The 14,812-nt window shown below is 49.3% G+C and carries 18 protein-coding genes; 3 read left to right on the forward strand and 15 right to left on the reverse strand.

Features of this window, described 5'->3' with window-relative positions:
- Positions 1–30 precede the first annotated feature (30 nt).
- Positions 31–327, reverse strand: a complete 297-nt coding sequence (locus EXW93_RS12330) for a DUF1462 family protein (protein WP_174316517.1) — start codon at positions 325–327, stop codon at positions 31–33.
- Positions 328–436: 109 nt separating this feature from the next.
- Between EXW93_RS12330 and EXW93_RS12335 the strand changes: the two genes are divergently transcribed.
- The gene (locus EXW93_RS12335) at positions 437–664 is read left to right on the forward strand and encodes a NifU family protein (protein ID WP_012371190.1); all 228 of its coding nucleotides are present in this window, start codon (positions 437–439) and stop codon (positions 662–664) included.
- A gap of 42 nt (positions 665–706) precedes the next feature.
- Here EXW93_RS12335 and EXW93_RS12340 read toward each other — a convergent pair whose 3' ends face one another.
- Complete coding sequence (locus EXW93_RS12340; RefSeq protein WP_023469144.1) at positions 707–1,471, reverse strand: TIGR01457 family HAD-type hydrolase; 765 nt, start codon at positions 1,469–1,471, stop codon at positions 707–709.
- 6 nt (positions 1,472–1,477) lie between these two features.
- Positions 1,478–1,921 (reverse strand): DUF86 domain-containing protein, encoded by a 444-nt coding sequence (locus EXW93_RS12345; RefSeq protein ID WP_023469145.1) that lies wholly within the window; start codon positions 1,919–1,921, stop codon positions 1,478–1,480.
- Positions 1,922–2,072: 151 nt separating this feature from the next.
- Here EXW93_RS12345 and glpX point away from each other — a divergent pair, with 151 nt between their 5' ends.
- Together glpX and EXW93_RS12355 are read left to right on the forward strand one after the other, a co-directional pair.
- Complete coding sequence (gene glpX, locus EXW93_RS12350; protein WP_174316518.1) at positions 2,073–3,053, forward strand: class II fructose-bisphosphatase; 981 nt, start codon at positions 2,073–2,075, stop codon at positions 3,051–3,053.
- Positions 3,054–3,088: 35 nt separating this feature from the next.
- Positions 3,089–3,364: a DUF3055 domain-containing protein gene (locus tag EXW93_RS12355; RefSeq protein ID WP_034786088.1), complete on the forward strand. Its 276-nt coding sequence runs from the start codon at positions 3,089–3,091 to the stop codon at positions 3,362–3,364.
- Positions 3,365–3,397: 33 nt separating this feature from the next.
- On the opposite strand, the gene EXW93_RS12360 is transcribed toward EXW93_RS12355, so the two are convergent.
- The 12 genes from EXW93_RS12360 to EXW93_RS12415 form a co-directional block, all read right to left on the reverse strand.
- Entirely contained in the window at positions 3,398–3,844 is a 447-nt protein-coding gene (locus EXW93_RS12360) for a general stress protein (RefSeq protein WP_023469148.1), read from the reverse strand.
- 85 nt (positions 3,845–3,929) lie between these two features.
- A complete protein-coding gene (locus EXW93_RS12365; RefSeq protein WP_023469149.1) occupies positions 3,930–4,307 on the reverse strand; it encodes a YutD family protein in 378 nt (125 codons plus the stop codon).
- 93 nt (positions 4,308–4,400) lie between these two features.
- The gene (gene lipA / locus EXW93_RS12370; RefSeq protein WP_023469150.1) at positions 4,401–5,300 is read right to left on the reverse strand and encodes a lipoyl synthase; all 900 of its coding nucleotides are present in this window, start codon (positions 5,298–5,300) and stop codon (positions 4,401–4,403) included.
- Positions 5,301–5,362: 62 nt separating this feature from the next.
- Positions 5,363–6,664 carry a bifunctional metallophosphatase/5'-nucleotidase gene (locus EXW93_RS12375; RefSeq protein WP_035396386.1) on the reverse strand — a complete coding sequence of 434 codons (1,302 nt, stop codon included), beginning with the start codon at positions 6,662–6,664 and terminating at the stop codon, positions 5,363–5,365.
- Positions 6,665–6,685: 21 nt separating this feature from the next.
- On the reverse strand, positions 6,686–7,528 hold the full coding sequence (locus tag EXW93_RS12380) for a DUF72 domain-containing protein (protein ID WP_174316519.1): 843 nt from the start codon (positions 7,526–7,528) through the stop codon (positions 6,686–6,688).
- Between the two features lie 77 nt (positions 7,529–7,605).
- Positions 7,606–8,160: a dihydrofolate reductase family protein gene (locus EXW93_RS12385; RefSeq protein WP_023469153.1), complete on the reverse strand. Its 555-nt coding sequence runs from the start codon at positions 8,158–8,160 to the stop codon at positions 7,606–7,608.
- 84 nt (positions 8,161–8,244) lie between these two features.
- On the reverse strand, positions 8,245–9,642 hold the full coding sequence (gene sufB / locus EXW93_RS12390) for a Fe-S cluster assembly protein SufB (protein ID WP_023469154.1): 1,398 nt from the start codon (positions 9,640–9,642) through the stop codon (positions 8,245–8,247).
- 36 nt (positions 9,643–9,678) lie between these two features.
- The gene (gene sufU / locus EXW93_RS12395; protein ID WP_023469155.1) at positions 9,679–10,113 is read right to left on the reverse strand and encodes a Fe-S cluster assembly sulfur transfer protein SufU; all 435 of its coding nucleotides are present in this window, start codon (positions 10,111–10,113) and stop codon (positions 9,679–9,681) included.
- A complete protein-coding gene (locus EXW93_RS12400; RefSeq protein WP_035396382.1) occupies positions 10,103–11,326 on the reverse strand; it encodes a cysteine desulfurase in 1,224 nt (407 codons plus the stop codon). The genes sufU and EXW93_RS12400 overlap by 11 nt, the downstream gene beginning before the upstream one ends.
- A 1-nt stretch (position 11,327) precedes the next feature.
- Entirely contained in the window at positions 11,328–12,605 is a 1,278-nt protein-coding gene (gene sufD / locus EXW93_RS12405; RefSeq protein WP_023469157.1) for a Fe-S cluster assembly protein SufD, read from the reverse strand.
- Between the two features lie 18 nt (positions 12,606–12,623).
- Positions 12,624–13,409, reverse strand: a complete 786-nt coding sequence (gene sufC, locus EXW93_RS12410; RefSeq protein WP_023469158.1) for a Fe-S cluster assembly ATPase SufC — start codon at positions 13,407–13,409, stop codon at positions 12,624–12,626.
- Positions 13,410–13,542: 133 nt separating this feature from the next.
- Positions 13,543–14,793, reverse strand: coding sequence for an MDR family MFS transporter (locus EXW93_RS12415; RefSeq protein WP_174316520.1), 1,251 nt, complete (start codon positions 14,791–14,793; stop codon positions 13,543–13,545).
- Positions 14,794–14,812 lie beyond the last annotated feature (19 nt).

Raw genomic sequence — 14,812 nt, forward strand, 5'->3', positions numbered from 1 at the left:
GTCCCGACCTTTGGGATACCTCTTTGTCGTTCACCCCGTCTGACTTAACTTCGCATCAATCGCTGCCGTGATCGTCTTCAGTTTGACGTACCCCTCGTCAATCATCTCATCATCAAGCACGATCAATGGATAAAAATAGACATCCTCTTTCAAGGCTTCCGTCCATTGATCCGATGTTGCTGTCTCGAAATCGATATAGCGAAGCGTCATCGCTTGCTCATATTTCCGTCCGAGGACAGCTTGTAGCCAACTGAACGTCTCTTCCGAGCTGGGTGCCCCGACACAACTCGGACAAGTGACCGCTGTTCCATAAACCGTGATTTCCATCTTGAAGTCCCCCTTTTCAATTCTCTCCTCTTTAGTATACAAGTTTTCCAGATTGAGAACATTTTTCAACCCTGTTACAATGAAACTATACGAAAGGATGTGTTTACGCATGGAAATGTTTGATCAAGTGAATGAAGTTCTTGAAAAATTGCGTCCGTTCCTTCTTCGTGATGGAGGAGACGTTGAACTCGTAGATGTAGAAGACGGAATCGTAAAACTCCGTTTGATGGGAGCTTGTGGTAGCTGCCCAAGTTCAACGATCACATTGAAGGCCGGTATCGAACGTGCCCTTCTTGAAGAAGTCGCTGGCGTCGTTGAAGTCGAACAAGTCTTCTAATACATGAAATCCCGAACGAATTCTCGTTCGGGATTTTTTGATTCATAGAATCCATTCGGCTAACGTATCGACCATGTATGTCGGTTGACGATCCTGACCTTGAATGAAGACTGGTGTATGGACGCCAGAATTGACGTGCATCGTCCGGATGCCTCCATTGATTCCGAATAGAATATCCGTATGGTAGTTATCCCCGACCATGATGACGTCTTCTTTTGACAGACCAATCATCTCCGTTGCGATATCGACCATGACCGGTTCCGGTTTACCGATGAAGAACGGTTCCTTCTCCGTCGTCACGCGCAGGACGGACGTCAAGGCACCGTTTCCTGGTAAGAATCCACGTTCTGTCGGAATGGCGATGTCTCCGTTCGTCGAGATGAAGCGAGCACCGGCACGAATCGCGAGGGCACCGACAGCGAGTTTTTCATACGTGATCTGACGGTCGAGACCGATGACGACGTAATCTGCCGCTTCGGTTGCAACGACGTCTAACCCTTCCCGTTCAAGCGCATCAATCAGTCCTGTCTCACCGATGGCATAGACGCGCGCTTTCGGTGATAGATCAGCGATATAACGACCAGTCGCCATCGCACTCGTCAAGACGTGTTTCGCGTCGGAATGAACACCCATCCCGCGTAATTTCTCCGCCACGGCTTCTGCCGTCATCGACGCATTATTCGTCACGAACAAATACGGAATCCCTTCTGCTTGCAAACGATTGACGAAATCGACGGCTTCTTTTACCGGTTCCGTTCCGTTATACATCGTTCCATCTAAATCAAATAAATAGCCTTTTGCCTTCATCCTGACTCACTCCTCGTTTGGTAAAAATGCAGACACCGGTCCGAGTTCTGTCTCGATATACCGGCGAATCGCTTCCGGGAAACGACGTAGCTCTGCTTCCTCTGTCTCAAGTACCGCCCGAATCTCCGCCATACTCGACTGTGTGAATGACCGGACGATCAACGTACGTAACGCAACGAGCTTCTTCAGACTCGTCGCGAGCGGTCCATCGATGACCTTCTCATCTTCTAAAATGAGGATGATATCTTCATAACTTCCCGGATCCCGCATGATGAATCCATCAATCATACTGTTTCCGATGTCGATGACACTTTCGATGACTAAAAAACCGATCCGTTCCATAGCCAGTGCCGTCGTCACCGGATCCCCCGTAACTTCCTTACTTTGTCGAAGTGCCGTCTCATAACAAACGACCGTCTCTTCGATTTTTTGACGATTGACGAAATACATCTTCATTCCCCCTCACATCCTCCATTTTATCGTTATCCGGCAATCCTGAAAAGCAGAAAGGTCATTTGCATCACATTCCTCAATGTGTTATCCTCAATTTAGATTTTTGCCGAAAATAGTATGTCACATTGGTGACGTGGAGGTTATATACATGGAACGGGAACTCGCACTGGAAATCGTACGCGCTACGGAAGCAGCAGCATTAGCTTCTGCTCAATGGATTGGTCGCGGTAAGAAAAATGAAGCGGATGATGCAGCAACGACTGCGATGCGCGAAGTCTTGAACACGGTCAACATGAACGGAACGGTCGTCATCGGTGAAGGTGAGCTCGACGAAGCACCAATGCTCTTCATCGGCGAACGTGTCGGAACAGCGAACGGTCCAATCGTTGACATCGCGGTCGACCCGCTTGAAGGTACGAACATTGTTGCCAAAGGGCTCGGTAATGCGATGGTCGTCATCGCTGTCGCCGATCAAGGTGCCCTGCTCCACGCACCGGATATGTATATGGATAAATTAACAGTTGGACCGAACTTAAAAGGACACGTCTCGCTCGACGATCCACTTGAAGTCATCATTGAAAAAGCAGCTCAATACAACAATAAACGGATTGAGGACGTCACGGTCATCATGCAGGACCGCCCGCGTCACGATCACTTCCGCGAAGCCGCGATGCGAATGGGCGCACGGGTTCGTCTGTTTGAAGACGGCGACGTCTCGGCTGGAATCGCACCACTCTCTCCTGCGACAGGAATCGATATCTTCATCGGTACAGGCGGTGCTCCTGAAGGTGTCATCACGGCTGCTGCCGTTAAAGCAATGGGCGGCGACATGCAGGCACGTTTACATCCGATGAACGAAGAAGAAACCGCTCGTGTCATCCGGATGGGACTTGAAGATCCGCTTCAACTCTTGATGCTTGATGACCTTATTAAAAGCGACGACTGTATCTTTGCCGCGACCGGCGTCACGACGGGCGAAATGCTCGATGGCGTTAAGTTCTTGACGGATGATATCGTTGAGACGACATCCCTCGTCATGCGTTCAAAGACACGGACGATTCGAAAAGTCATCGCCGAGCATAGCTTATCGCGTAAACCATACTTGCAAAAAGTCCCCCAAACCCTTTAATCTGAAACAGATGTTAGGGAAATGAGGGAAGCTGAATGATGGAAGAACGTGATTTTTTATATGATGATGTCGAACAAACGAAGACACGCTTCGTCAGTTGGATTGGAGAAGCCAGTCGGTTTGATCTCGCCATCACCCACTCGGAGCATTTTTACGGTAAGATTCTCGTCTTGAATCTCTTATCGAATCGCTTTGCGATCATCGGTGCGGATGATTTTGATGAACCTGGCTACATCGCGACGGCGTTTGACGTCGAAGACGATGCGGCAACGGAACTCGAGATGTACCTGCGCGCTTATATCGGTCTATGAAAAAAGCCTTCGTCCGTGGACGAAGGCTTTTTCTTATAAGAGACGATCGTTTCGTTCATTTAATGTGTTCGGTCCGCTGAAGACGTTCGTATTGTCTGACTCGTCATGGGCACGACGCTCCGAATGCTGATCCGCTTCGTCACCGACGAGTAATACGAATTGACCGCTTTCGACCGCATGATTCGCACGATCGACGTCTTCCTTCGTCAAGCCACTTCCACGAATAGCATCTCCGTGGGAAGCCGTGTCATCTTTTTTGAAGATGCTCTTGATTTCCTGCCATAGATTACGATGATCTTCCTGTGACAGACGCGTAGATGTCTGTTGGTTGTTCAAATCCGCTAGTTCCTCGATTTGTTCGAGATCGTATTTGTCGTGTGCTAAGACTTTTAAATCAGTCGAGACGACACCGGCAACACGGAGATCGTGCACTGCACTAACGACTTCTGGTACGGATGAGTAAATTCCAACGATTCGCATGGATGGTTCCCCCTATAGGTACATGATACTTATAGTAATAGCCGAATTCCGTCCACTAGAAACGCTTTTCTGTATGACAGTTTGATTACTCGCTTTCCGTCTTCTCTGGTGCAGGTGCGAACTTCCGTTTCAACTTCAACGTATTGGATGAAGAACCGTCGAAGCGAGGTGGTGCTTCTTCTCCTTCTACCAATCCGATCTTCTTGACGATAAAGTAGGCACATCCGAAGTTACAGTATTCGTAGAGATAATCCGCCACATGCGAAATTTTCGTATCGAATGTCGCTTTCTCGTGTTGATCCTCATAGAAGCCACGTAGCCGTAATTGACCGTGCCCCCAGTCCCCCACGATATAATCATATTTCTCTAGGACATCGCTAAAACGACCGATGAAGGCTTCCTCATTAAAACCTTCCCGCTTCTCTTCGACGACCTCATAACGTTCCCGATTGACTTGTATCATTATTCCCACCTCCTGCTGTTCTTATCATAGCATATTCCATTTCGCCTGGCAGACGAAAACCGTCCGAGCAACTGCTCGAACGGTTTTTGATCGTTAGTCGATCGGAAGTGCTGTTTTATTCTTTTTCGCTGCGTTGACTTGCTCATCCGCGTGATACGACGAACGAACGAGTGGACCTGCCTCACAGTGCGAGAATCCTTTGCTGAGCGCGATCTGCTTCAGTTCAGCGAACTCTTGTGGTGTATAGTATTTGATGACGTCGAGGTGTTTTTTCGTCGGTTGGAGATACTGACCGATTGTCATGATGTCGACGTTATTTGCGCGAAGATCATCCATCGTTTCAAGAATCTCTTCCCATGTCTCACCAAGACCAAGCATCAAGCTCGACTTCGTTGGAATTTCAGGTGCGAGTTCCTTCGAACGGCGAAGGAATTCAAGCGTCCGGTCGTATGTCGCTTTCGCACGAACGGTCGGTGTCAGACGGCGGACCGTCTCGATGTTGTGGTTCATGATGTCTGGTTGTGCATCAATCAGCGTTTTCAATGCCTCAAAGTTCCCACCCATATCTGAAGGCAAGACTTCGATTGATGTCTCTGGATTCATCCGACGAACTTCACGGACGGTTTCAGCGTAAACGCCTGCTCCGAAATCATTCAGATCGTCACGGGCAACCGCTGTGATGACCGCGTGCTTCAGGTTCATCAAACGAACGGATTCCGCGACACGTTTTGGTTCTTCAAGATCGAGTTCGTTTGGGCGTCCTGTCGTCACGGCGCAAAAACGGCACGCACGTGTGCAGATACTTCCGAGAATCATGAACGTCGCCGTCCGGCGTACCGCCCAACACTCGTGGATATTCGGACACTTTGCTTCCTCACAGACAGTATGTAGCTTTTTCTCGCGCATCATACTTTTTAATTCTGTGTAGGTTTCATTCGTATTCAGCTTGATTTTCAACCATTCCGGTTTACGTTGGATTTCTCCGCGTCCCATGGTTTCGCTTCCCCCTTCATCCCCAAAAAGTCAATTCATGTCTGCTTTAGTATAACAAACAATCAGGGTTTGCGAACATGTAATTCATTATATTCCGACTTCTCCGATAAGCGTTCGAACAACAAATCCCGTAACAATTCCGGCATGAAATATTCTTTTGGCATTTCTTTGATTGCTGGAAAGAGTGGACCGAACGTGAACATATCCGGCAAGACGACCGTATAGTTTCGCGTTGGCTCAAGCGGTTGATGTGCCGCCAAACCAGCATAATGCATCCGCCCCATCAACTTACCACGGAAACCGAGACCTCGAACCTTTAGTTGTTCGAACTGATCTGTTTTGACTTCGTCGAGGAAAGTTTGTAATTCCACTCCGGTCATCGTCACTTTACAAGGATTGATCGGGTGCGGACAGAGTCGATGTAAATCAAAGGCAGAGACAGGACCTGGTGGAAGTGACCCAAGCAGAATACCTGCCGGGACACAAGCGATATCCGCATCACACCAATCACGCATCGTCTCGACAAGCAATTGTGAGAACGGCGACTCGCTGAACCAATCATTGGCTAGACCCGATGTCTCGCCAATCGGCTCCTTCATCTGTTGTTCCGCCAGATACTGTTCGCGGTCGAGTAATTTCGCCGTCGCTTCGTCCTCGACGTAATCGTGTAAGGAATGAAGGACCGCTTCCTTCTCTCCCGTATCCGTATTCATATAAATTTCACCCGCATACTGCCCATGTTTACCGGCTTGGGTGATTAAGACACCGTTCTTAACGACACCGTCATCAAGGACATGGTGCGTATGCGCACCGATGATCAAATCCAGTTCTGGAAAACGCATCGCGAGTTCTTCGTCTTGATAGAAACCGAGGTGACTCAAACAAATCAAGACGTCGACTTCTTGACGCAAATGTTCGATTTCACGCGCCGCGACGTCAAACGGTTCTTCGATCGTCCAACCAAGTAAACCGTACAGTTCGATATACGGTGCCGTCAGACCAAAGACGCCGACTTTTCCAGTCGGTAATTCGTGAATGACTCCTTGCTTGGCAAACGGTGCTTCTAAATTCGAGACGAGGACCGGAAAGTCCGCTTCCGTGTAGAGGTTCGCTAACCAGTCGTGCGGAAACGTGATGCCTTCATTGTTCCCGATCGTCACGGCAGTCGGCATCAACGCATTCAGTAGATGCGTATTGATTTTTCCTTTTGTTGCTTCCGTCGCTGGATCAACACGGTCAGCATGATCGCCGAGATCAAAAACGAGCGAATCATACGTCCGGTGTTCCTTGACGAAGGACATGTAGCGAGGCCACATGTCGAAGTGTGAATGCAAATCATTATAGTGAATGATGTGTAACTTCATGCAGAAGCCCCCCTTGATGATTTAAAACAATGAGATTTGTCGCGGCGCCAGTTCATAGTCGAGATCGAGAATCTCGATTAATTGTTTCGCATTCGGGGCAGCATCTCCTGCTGAGTTGTTATTGAAGAAGACATAGACATCCTTTGCTTCCGCTGCTACGTTTCGGACGTGGCTTGCGAGTTCCTGTAACTCGTCTTCTGAATACCGATAGAGACAGCGGACTTTTCGCCAATCGTCGCTGCTTTGACCCGGTTTCTTTAACCAACCCGCTTTATTTCGTCCATGAAGGCGGATGAATGCCGTCTCCTGCGTCACGACCGGTACGAATGGTACGGAACCATCTTCGGTCTGGGGTTCGTCACAAATCGTATGAATAAACTGATGTTCCTTCAAAAATCGGAGCGTCCGCTCACGATAAGCTTCCGAATACCACGATGGATTTCGGAACTCAATCGCGACCGGCAGTCCAGCAAGTGATTTTCGGATCGTTTGCAAATACTCCAAGTGCATTTTGCTGACATCGAACCAGGGCGGTAACTGCACGAGGATCGCCGCAATCTTTCCACTCTTTCGCATCGGTTCGATCGACGCGATATATTGTTCAAAAATCGGACCGAGCGGATCTTTATTCTCCCGGTCATGTCCACTCATCGCCCGGTGGACCTTGACGATGAAGCGGAACCCGTCCGGTGTCTCGGATGTCCATTTTTCGTAGTTTCGTTCCGGTTGAATCGCATAGAACGTCGAGTCGACCTCGACTGCTGGAAAATGTCCCGCATAAGCGGCGAGCTTCTCCTTACGATCTTGCGGGGTCAAGTAGAGACTATCATGATCTCCCCAGCCCGTAACACCGATATATATCATGCGCTCCTCCCCCTTACGTGTTCTATTCTACCTATTCATCATAGCATAGCAGAATCCGGGATTTCTTCTTCAATGCTTCAATTTAAACGTTCATATTCAAGTATGATACATCCCGATTCGAAGTATTGTGTTTTGATCATTTTTAAGTGTTGCGGTTGATCGAACACCGGAAACATCCGTTTTCCACCGCCGAGCAGAACAGGATAAATCACGATATGATAACGGTCGACGAGTCCAAGTCGTATCGCTTCAGCAGCAAGCGTCGCCCCACCGATCGCAATCTGTTTTCCAGGCAAGGCTTTTAGTGCTTGAAGTTCCTCGGTAAGTGACTTGGTCGCTAGACGTGTCTTTCCTTCGACAGCGTCGAGCGTCCGAGAGAAGACGACCTTCTCAAGCGATTGCCAGGTTTTCGCATACTCAACGACAATCGGCTCGTCTTCCTGATCCGCCGTCTCCCAGTATTGCATCATCTCGTACAAACGACGTCCATAGACATGGGTATCGAACGCTTTCTCGTAGTCATTGAAATACTGATGTAATTCTGCGTCCGGTGAAGCGAAATCGATCCTACCTGACGCATCTTCGATATAACCGTCAAGCGAGACTTGAAAGGAATAGACGATGTCACGCATAGTAATCCCTCCTTTTTCACTCTTTACCCGAATAACCATTTCATGAAAAAACTCCCCCATCCGTAGATGAGAGAGTAAGACGAATTATCCGATTGAACCTTCCATCTCGAACTTGATGAGACGGTTCATTTCGACCGCATATTCCATTGGAAGTTCTTTCGTGAACGGCTCGATGAAGCCCATGACGATCATTTCCGTTGCTTCCTCTTGTGAAATCCCGCGGCTCATGAGGTAGAACAATTGCTCTTCCGAGACCTTCGAGACTTTCGCTTCGTGCTCGAGCGAAATGTTATCGTTGAGGATTTCGTTGTACGGAATCGTATCCGACGTCGATTGGTTATCCATGATGAGCGTATCACATTCGATGTTCGAACGTGCGCCTGTCGCTTTCCGTCCGAAGTGGACGATACCGCGGTACGTGACTTTCCCACCGTGTTTTGAGATCGACTTCGAGACGATCGTCGACGACGTGTTCGGTGCTAAGTGAATCATCTTCGCACCCGCATCTTGGTGTTGACCTTTACCAGCGATTGCGATCGACAATGTCATACCACGTGAACCTTCACCTTTGAGGATGACGGCTGGGTATTTCATCGTCAGTTTCGAACCGATGTTACCATCGACCCATTCCATCGTTGCGCCAGCTTCACAGATCGCGCGCTTCGTAACGAGGTTGTAGACGTTGTTCGCCCAGTTTTGGATCGTCGTGTAACGGCAGTAAGCGTTTTTGTTGATGAAGATCTCAACGACCGCTGAGTGAAGCGAGTTCGTTGTGTAGACCGGTGCTGTACATCCTTCGACGTAGTGAACCGATGCTTCGTCATCAACGATGATCAACGTCCGCTCGAATTGACCCATGTTTTCCGAGTTGATGCGGAAGTAGGCTTGAAGCGGCGTGTCGACTTTAACACCTTTTGGTACGTAGATGAACGATCCACCTGACCAGACCGCTGTGTTCAAAGCTGCGAACTTGTTGTCTGTTGGCGGGATTAATTTTCCGAAGTACTCACGGAAGATATCTTCGTTCTCTTTTAACGCTGTATCTGTATCTTTGAAGACGACACCGATTTCTTCGAGGTCTTCTTTCATGTTGTGATAGACGACCTCTGACTCGTACTGAGCCGAGACACCTGCCAAGTATTTTTGCTCTGCTTCTGGGATACCGAGTTTGTCAAACGTACGTTTGATTTCTTCTGGTACTTCATCCCACGATTTCTCTGCCCGTTCAGACGGCTTGACGTAGTACGTGATGTCGTCGAAGTTCAATTCTGAGAGATCGCCACCCCACGCTGGCATCGCTTGTTCGTTGAAGATCTTAAGTGATTTCAAACGGAAATCAAGCATCCATTGTGGTTCTTCCTTCATTTTTGAGATCGTTTCGACGACTTCAGTCGTCAAGCCACGTCCAGAACGGAAGATCGAGATATCGCGATCGTGGAAGCCATATTTATAATCGCCAATTTCCGGCATGTTCTTTGCCATGTTCATTTCCTCCTCTTACTTGCTTGTGACCGAAGTTTACTTCCCTTCTTCTACGCCGCGTTCGAGCGCCTTCCAGGCAAGTGTCGCACATTTGATCCGTGCCGGGAATTTCGTGACACCCGAGAGTGCCTCGACGTCCCCGAGGTCGAACGATTCGTCGTCATAGTCTTTTCCTTGGACCATGTCCGAAAAGATATCCGCGAGTCGTAAGGCTTCTTCGATAGTCTTACCTTTGACGAGTTGCGTCATCATTGAAGCAGACGCCATGCTGATCGAGCAGCCCTCCCCGTCAAATTTCGCATCACGGACGACATCGTCTTCAATCGCGAGCTGGAGACGAATCGTATCGCCGCACGTCGGATTGTTCATGTCGATCGTGACGCCCCCCTCGATCGCACCGCGATTTCGGGGAGTTTTATAGTGATCCATGATCACTTGACGATACAAGTGATCGAGATTGTTAAAATCCATGACTGAAATACTCCTTCGTTTGGCGAAGTCCTGTCACGAGTGCGTCAACCTCTTCTTTCGTGTTGTAGAGATAGAAGCTAGCGCGAGCCGTCGAGCTCGCTCCGAGCCAACGCATCAAGGGCTGTGCACAATGGTGACCGGCACGAACCGCGATTCCCTGCATATCAAGGACGGTTGCGACGTCATGTGCATGGACATCACCGAGATTGAACGTGACGAGTCCAACGCGTTCTTCCGGACCGTAGATCGTTAGTCCGTCGATGTCACGCATTTGTGCCATCGCGTACTGCGCGAGTTCACGTTCGTGTGCTTCGACGTTCTCTAAACCAATCTCTTCTAAGAAATCAATCGCTGCCGATAAACCAACAGCGCCTGCGATGATCGGTGTACCAGCTTCGAAACGATATGGAGACGGTTTGAACGTCGACTCTTCAAGACCAACGTAATCAATCATCTCACCACCGAATTCGACCGGTTCCATCGCATTGAGTAATGCCTTTTTCCCGTAAAGGACACCAACGCCTGTCGGACCACACATCTTGTGTGCGGAGAAAGCGAGGAAGTCACAGTCGAGATCCGTGACATTAATCCGTTGGTGTGGCGCACTTTGCGCAGCATCGACGACCATGACGGCACCACGAGCGTGCGCAAGACGAGCGACTTCTTTGATCGGATTGATCGTACCGAGAACGTTCGAGACGTGTGCCATCGCGACGATCTTCGTCCGGTCAGACAGTTGTGCTTCGACCGCTTCGACCGTCACGCGACCATCCGCTGTCAAATCAACGTATTTCAACTTCGCTTTTTTGCGTTTAGCGACTTGTTGCCACGGAATGAGATTCGCATGGTGTTCGAGGTACGTGACGACGATTTCGTCGCCTTCTTCGACATGCTCCATGCCGTAGCTAGACGCGACGATGTTGATTGCCGTCGTCGTGCCGCGGGTAAAGATAATTTCTTCATGGTGTTGCGCCTGGATGAAACGACGAACGTTCTCACGCGCACCTTCGTACGCATCCGTCGCTCGTGTTCCGAGCGTATGGACGCCACGGTGCACATTCGAATGAATCGTCTTATAGTAGTCGTCAATCGCATTGATGACGACGAGCGGCTTCTGCGAAGAGGCCGCACTATCGAGATAGACGAGTTTCCGGTCGTTGACCTGTTGGTCGAGGATCGGAAACTGATTGCGGATGGATGCATCGATTCCCATATTAGTTTACTTTCCCTTCGATGACTTGAACGAGACGTTCTTTCACCGAGTCAATCGCAAGTTCCGAGACGACTGGCTGGAGGAATCCGTGAACGACGAGGCGTTCTGCTTCCTTCCGTGAAAGGCCACGGCTCATCAAGTAGTAGAGTTGTAGTTCATCGACACGACCGACAGATGCCGCGTGTCCTGCCATGACGTCATCCTCATCGATCAAGAGGATTGGGTTCGCATCACCACGTGCCTTTTCAGACAACATGAGGACACGTTCCGTTTGAACGCCGTTTGATTTCGAAGCGCCGTGATGGATCATCGACGTTCCGTTGAAGATCGATGTTGCTGCATCTTTTTGGACACCGTGGATCAAGATGAAACCTTCTGATCCTTTACCGAAGTGGTCCGTCCGGACGTTGAAGTTTTGTTTTTGCTCTCCACGACCGACCGTAACGGCTTTCGTATCTGAGAACGAATCGTTTCCGACGAGGTGTGTTTTTGTTTCTGTAACCGTGTGACCGTCATTCATGTGACCGAGTGCCCATTCGAGCTTCGCGCCTTGTTTGACGACACCACGACGGTTCATATACGTGATGGCACCTTTTGATAGCGTGTCGACACCACCGAAGAGGACTTTTGCGTTGTCTTCAACGAAGACTTCTGTGACGACGTTGACGTTATGCGCTTCGTCACCATAAGAGACGAAGTTTTCGATATACGTCAATTCGCTGTCCGCATCTGCGACTATGATCGCGTGATGGTAAAGCGCTGCACCTGATTGCTCAAGCGTATAGATCGCTTGCATCGGTACAGAAAGCTTAACGCCTTTTGGTACATAAAGGAACGTACCGCCGTTACGAAGTGCTGCGTTTAATGCCGCAAGACGATCTTCGTTAACTTGAACACCTTCCGTCATGAAGTATTTCTCGACGAGTTCTGGGTGTTGTTTTAATGCGTCTTCGAGCGTCGTGAAGATGACGCCGTTCGCCGCTTCACTGTTTTGCGCGTGGACGAGTTGTCCGTTACGCGTGACGAGCATGTGATCACGGTTTTCGCCGATCAATGCTTCGATATCTGAAGAAAGACCAGTGACGGTTTCGAGTTCCGTCGTACCTTCTGTGAAGTTCCAGCCTTCGATCTTGATTTTTTCTACTTTTGGCAATGCGAGCGTTGGGGCAAGATCAAGCGCGTCTTGACGCTTTGCGACCATCCAAGATGGTTCCCCTAAGCGAGTCGCACGTTCTGCCACTGCCTCGCGATTTACTGCAAGATTCAGTTCTACAGTCATCATGCTTCCTCCCTCGTCTTACGCTTTTGTTTCGATTTCGACGTCTTCGATGCCGAGTTCTTTTTTAACCCAGTCATAACCTTCTGCTTCGAGACGGTGTGCGAGTTCTTTACCACCAGACATGACGATTTTTCCGCCCATCATGATGTGGATGAAGTCTGGCTCGATATAGTTCAAGAGACGTTGGTAGTGCGTGATGATCAAGCAGCCGAATTCTGGTGAACGCATTTCGTTGACACCTTTTGCGACGACTTTCAATGCATCGATATCAAGACCTGAATCGATTTCATCAAGAATCGCGATCGCTGGTTTAAGCATCATCATCTGAAGAATTTCGTTACGTTTCTTTTCTCCACCTGAGAAACCTTCGTTGAGGTAACGGTGTGCCATTTCTGAAGGCATCTCGAGAAGACCCATTTGTGAATCAAGCTCACGGATGAACTTCATGAGTGAGATTTCATCGCCTTCTTCACGACGCGAGTTGATCGCTGAACGAAGGAAGTCTGAGTTCGTGACACCACTGATTTCGCTTGGGTACTGCATTGCGAGGAACATACCCGCTTGTGCGCGCTCATCGACTTCCATGTCGAGGACGTCTTCGCCGTCGAGTGTGACTGAACCAGATGTCACTTCGTACGATGGGTGACCCATCAATGCTGATGCGAGTGTTGATTTACCTGTCCCGTTTGGTCCCATGACCGCGTGGATTTCCCCGCCTTTGATTTCCAAGTTGACGCCTTTCAAGATTTCCTTGCCGTCGATCGCGACGTGTAGATCTTCAATCTTCAAGTGTGAAGCCTTCATGTTAGAATCCCTCCATCTATTCATTTCGTGACTGACGATTCAGAACACGAGCGTTACTAATTTAGTATCATTCTAATCTTAAAGAAACATCGCGTATTATTCAAGCGTCATCGCTCGTTGATTTTTCTCAAAATCATGCGTTTTGTTGAGAATCATTCGAAAGTTTCACCGGTTCCTCGAGTTCCTCGATCGTCGAAGCCCGATGAATCCGTTGTGACAGTAAGAGCAGTGGTATTCCGAATAATGTCAAGCCCGCTAATATCCCGAAAATCGGTAACGGACGGTCCGCTCCATATAAACTTAACAAATGTCCTCCGGCGATCGGACCGATTGATTGTCCGATCGACGTCAAGCCCATCGCCCCGAAATAACTGCCCCGTAATTCTGGTTTGGCGAACCGATCGGTCAAGATGTCGGTCATCGTGAACATCATGACTTCCCCGCACGTGAAGATGAACATCGCGACGATCATCAACCAGATCGCGTTCGCATTTCCCATGATGAACAATCCGATCGCAACAGTCGCAATCCCGGTCGTGATCGAGACGAGTGGTGACGTCTTCATACCAAACTTCATGATCGGATATTGAACGATCAAGACGGTGATCGCATTGATCGTGATCAAAATCGCATAGAGTGTCTTCCCGCCTTCAAGCAGTGACGTTTCCGTCAAGAACTGTGGCAATGTCGAGTTGAACTGACTGTAGCCGAAAACCCCGAAGATGATGCCAGCGAGTGCCAGCGTAAAAGCGATATCCGTCCGCAACAGACGAACCGTTGCTCCGAACGATACCTTTTTCCCACCATGCGTCTCGGTGATCGGATGGCGTTTGAATAAGATACCGATCATCCCCCCGTACACGATATAGACGAACGCTGTGATGTAAAACGTCGCGGACGTGTTCCCCGCACTCAGCAGTAAAGCAATTCCCGGTCCGATCGCTGCTGCGATGTTGATCATCGCGTAACGGATATTGAAGACGAACAATCGGTTCGCTTCGTCCGTCGTATCACTGATCAAGGCACGGGCGGATGGTTCAAAAATCGAGCGACAGACACCGTTCAAGGCACTAAGCGTAAAGAACGCCCAGAACGTCTCGACTTGTGCTAGCGCAATGAAGACGACCGCGAACCCAATCGTTCCGGCAAGCATCATCGCCCGCCGTCCATAACGGTCCGACAAGGTACCGCCGATGAAACTCATGACGAGACTGGCGATCGCCGAAATACTGAGCACCCAGCCAACATCGACCGGATCAAACTTTAGAACAGTCGTCATGTAGATGGCGAAGAACGGCATCGTGATGAACGTTCCGAGACGTGAGAAAAACGTCCCGAACAAGACCCCCAGTGTCAACGGATGCAGTTGACGTATGCGTTGCATATGATTCCCCCTAACCCCT

It is taken from the genome of Exiguobacterium sp. JMULE1 (genome assembly GCF_013337175.1).
Lineage (GTDB): Bacteria > Bacillota > Bacilli > Exiguobacteriales > Exiguobacteriaceae > Exiguobacterium_A > Exiguobacterium_A indicum.

Coding starts and splice junctions, on each gene's coding strand:
- EXW93_RS12330 (WP_174316517.1), bottom strand. CDS start 327: ATGGAAATCACGGTTTATGGAACAGCGGTCACTTGTCCGAGTTGTGTC.
- EXW93_RS12335 (WP_012371190.1), top strand. CDS start 437: ATGGAAATGTTTGATCAAGTGAATGAAGTTCTTGAAAAATTGCGTCCG.
- EXW93_RS12340 (WP_023469144.1), bottom strand. CDS start 1,471: ATGAAGGCAAAAGGCTATTTATTTGATTTAGATGGAACGATGTATAAC.
- EXW93_RS12345 (WP_023469145.1), bottom strand. CDS start 1,921: ATGTATTTCGTCAATCGTCAAAAAATCGAAGAGACGGTCGTTTGTTAT.
- glpX (WP_174316518.1), top strand. CDS start 2,073: ATGGAACGGGAACTCGCACTGGAAATCGTACGCGCTACGGAAGCAGCA.
- EXW93_RS12355 (WP_034786088.1), top strand. CDS start 3,089: ATGATGGAAGAACGTGATTTTTTATATGATGATGTCGAACAAACGAAG.
- EXW93_RS12360 (WP_023469148.1), bottom strand. CDS start 3,844: ATGCGAATCGTTGGAATTTACTCATCCGTACCAGAAGTCGTTAGTGCA.
- EXW93_RS12365 (WP_023469149.1), bottom strand. CDS start 4,307: ATGATACAAGTCAATCGGGAACGTTATGAGGTCGTCGAAGAGAAGCGG.
- lipA (WP_023469150.1), bottom strand. CDS start 5,300: ATGGGACGCGGAGAAATCCAACGTAAACCGGAATGGTTGAAAATCAAG.
- EXW93_RS12375 (WP_035396386.1), bottom strand. CDS start 6,664: ATGAAGTTACACATCATTCACTATAATGATTTGCATTCACACTTCGAC.
- EXW93_RS12380 (WP_174316519.1), bottom strand. CDS start 7,528: ATGATATATATCGGTGTTACGGGCTGGGGAGATCATGATAGTCTCTAC.
- EXW93_RS12385 (WP_023469153.1), bottom strand. CDS start 8,160: ATGCGTGACATCGTCTATTCCTTTCAAGTCTCGCTTGACGGTTATATC.
- sufB (WP_023469154.1), bottom strand. CDS start 9,642: ATGGCAAAGAACATGCCGGAAATTGGCGATTATAAATATGGCTTCCAC.
- sufU (WP_023469155.1), bottom strand. CDS start 10,113: ATGGATTTTAACAATCTCGATCACTTGTATCGTCAAGTGATCATGGAT.
- EXW93_RS12400 (WP_035396382.1), bottom strand. CDS start 11,326: ATGGGAATCGATGCATCCATCCGCAATCAGTTTCCGATCCTCGACCAA.
- sufD (WP_023469157.1), bottom strand. CDS start 12,605: ATGACTGTAGAACTGAATCTTGCAGTAAATCGCGAGGCAGTGGCAGAA.
- sufC (WP_023469158.1), bottom strand. CDS start 13,409: ATGAAGGCTTCACACTTGAAGATTGAAGATCTACACGTCGCGATCGAC.
- EXW93_RS12415 (WP_174316520.1), bottom strand. CDS start 14,793: ATGCAACGCATACGTCAACTGCATCCGTTGACACTGGGGGTCTTGTTC.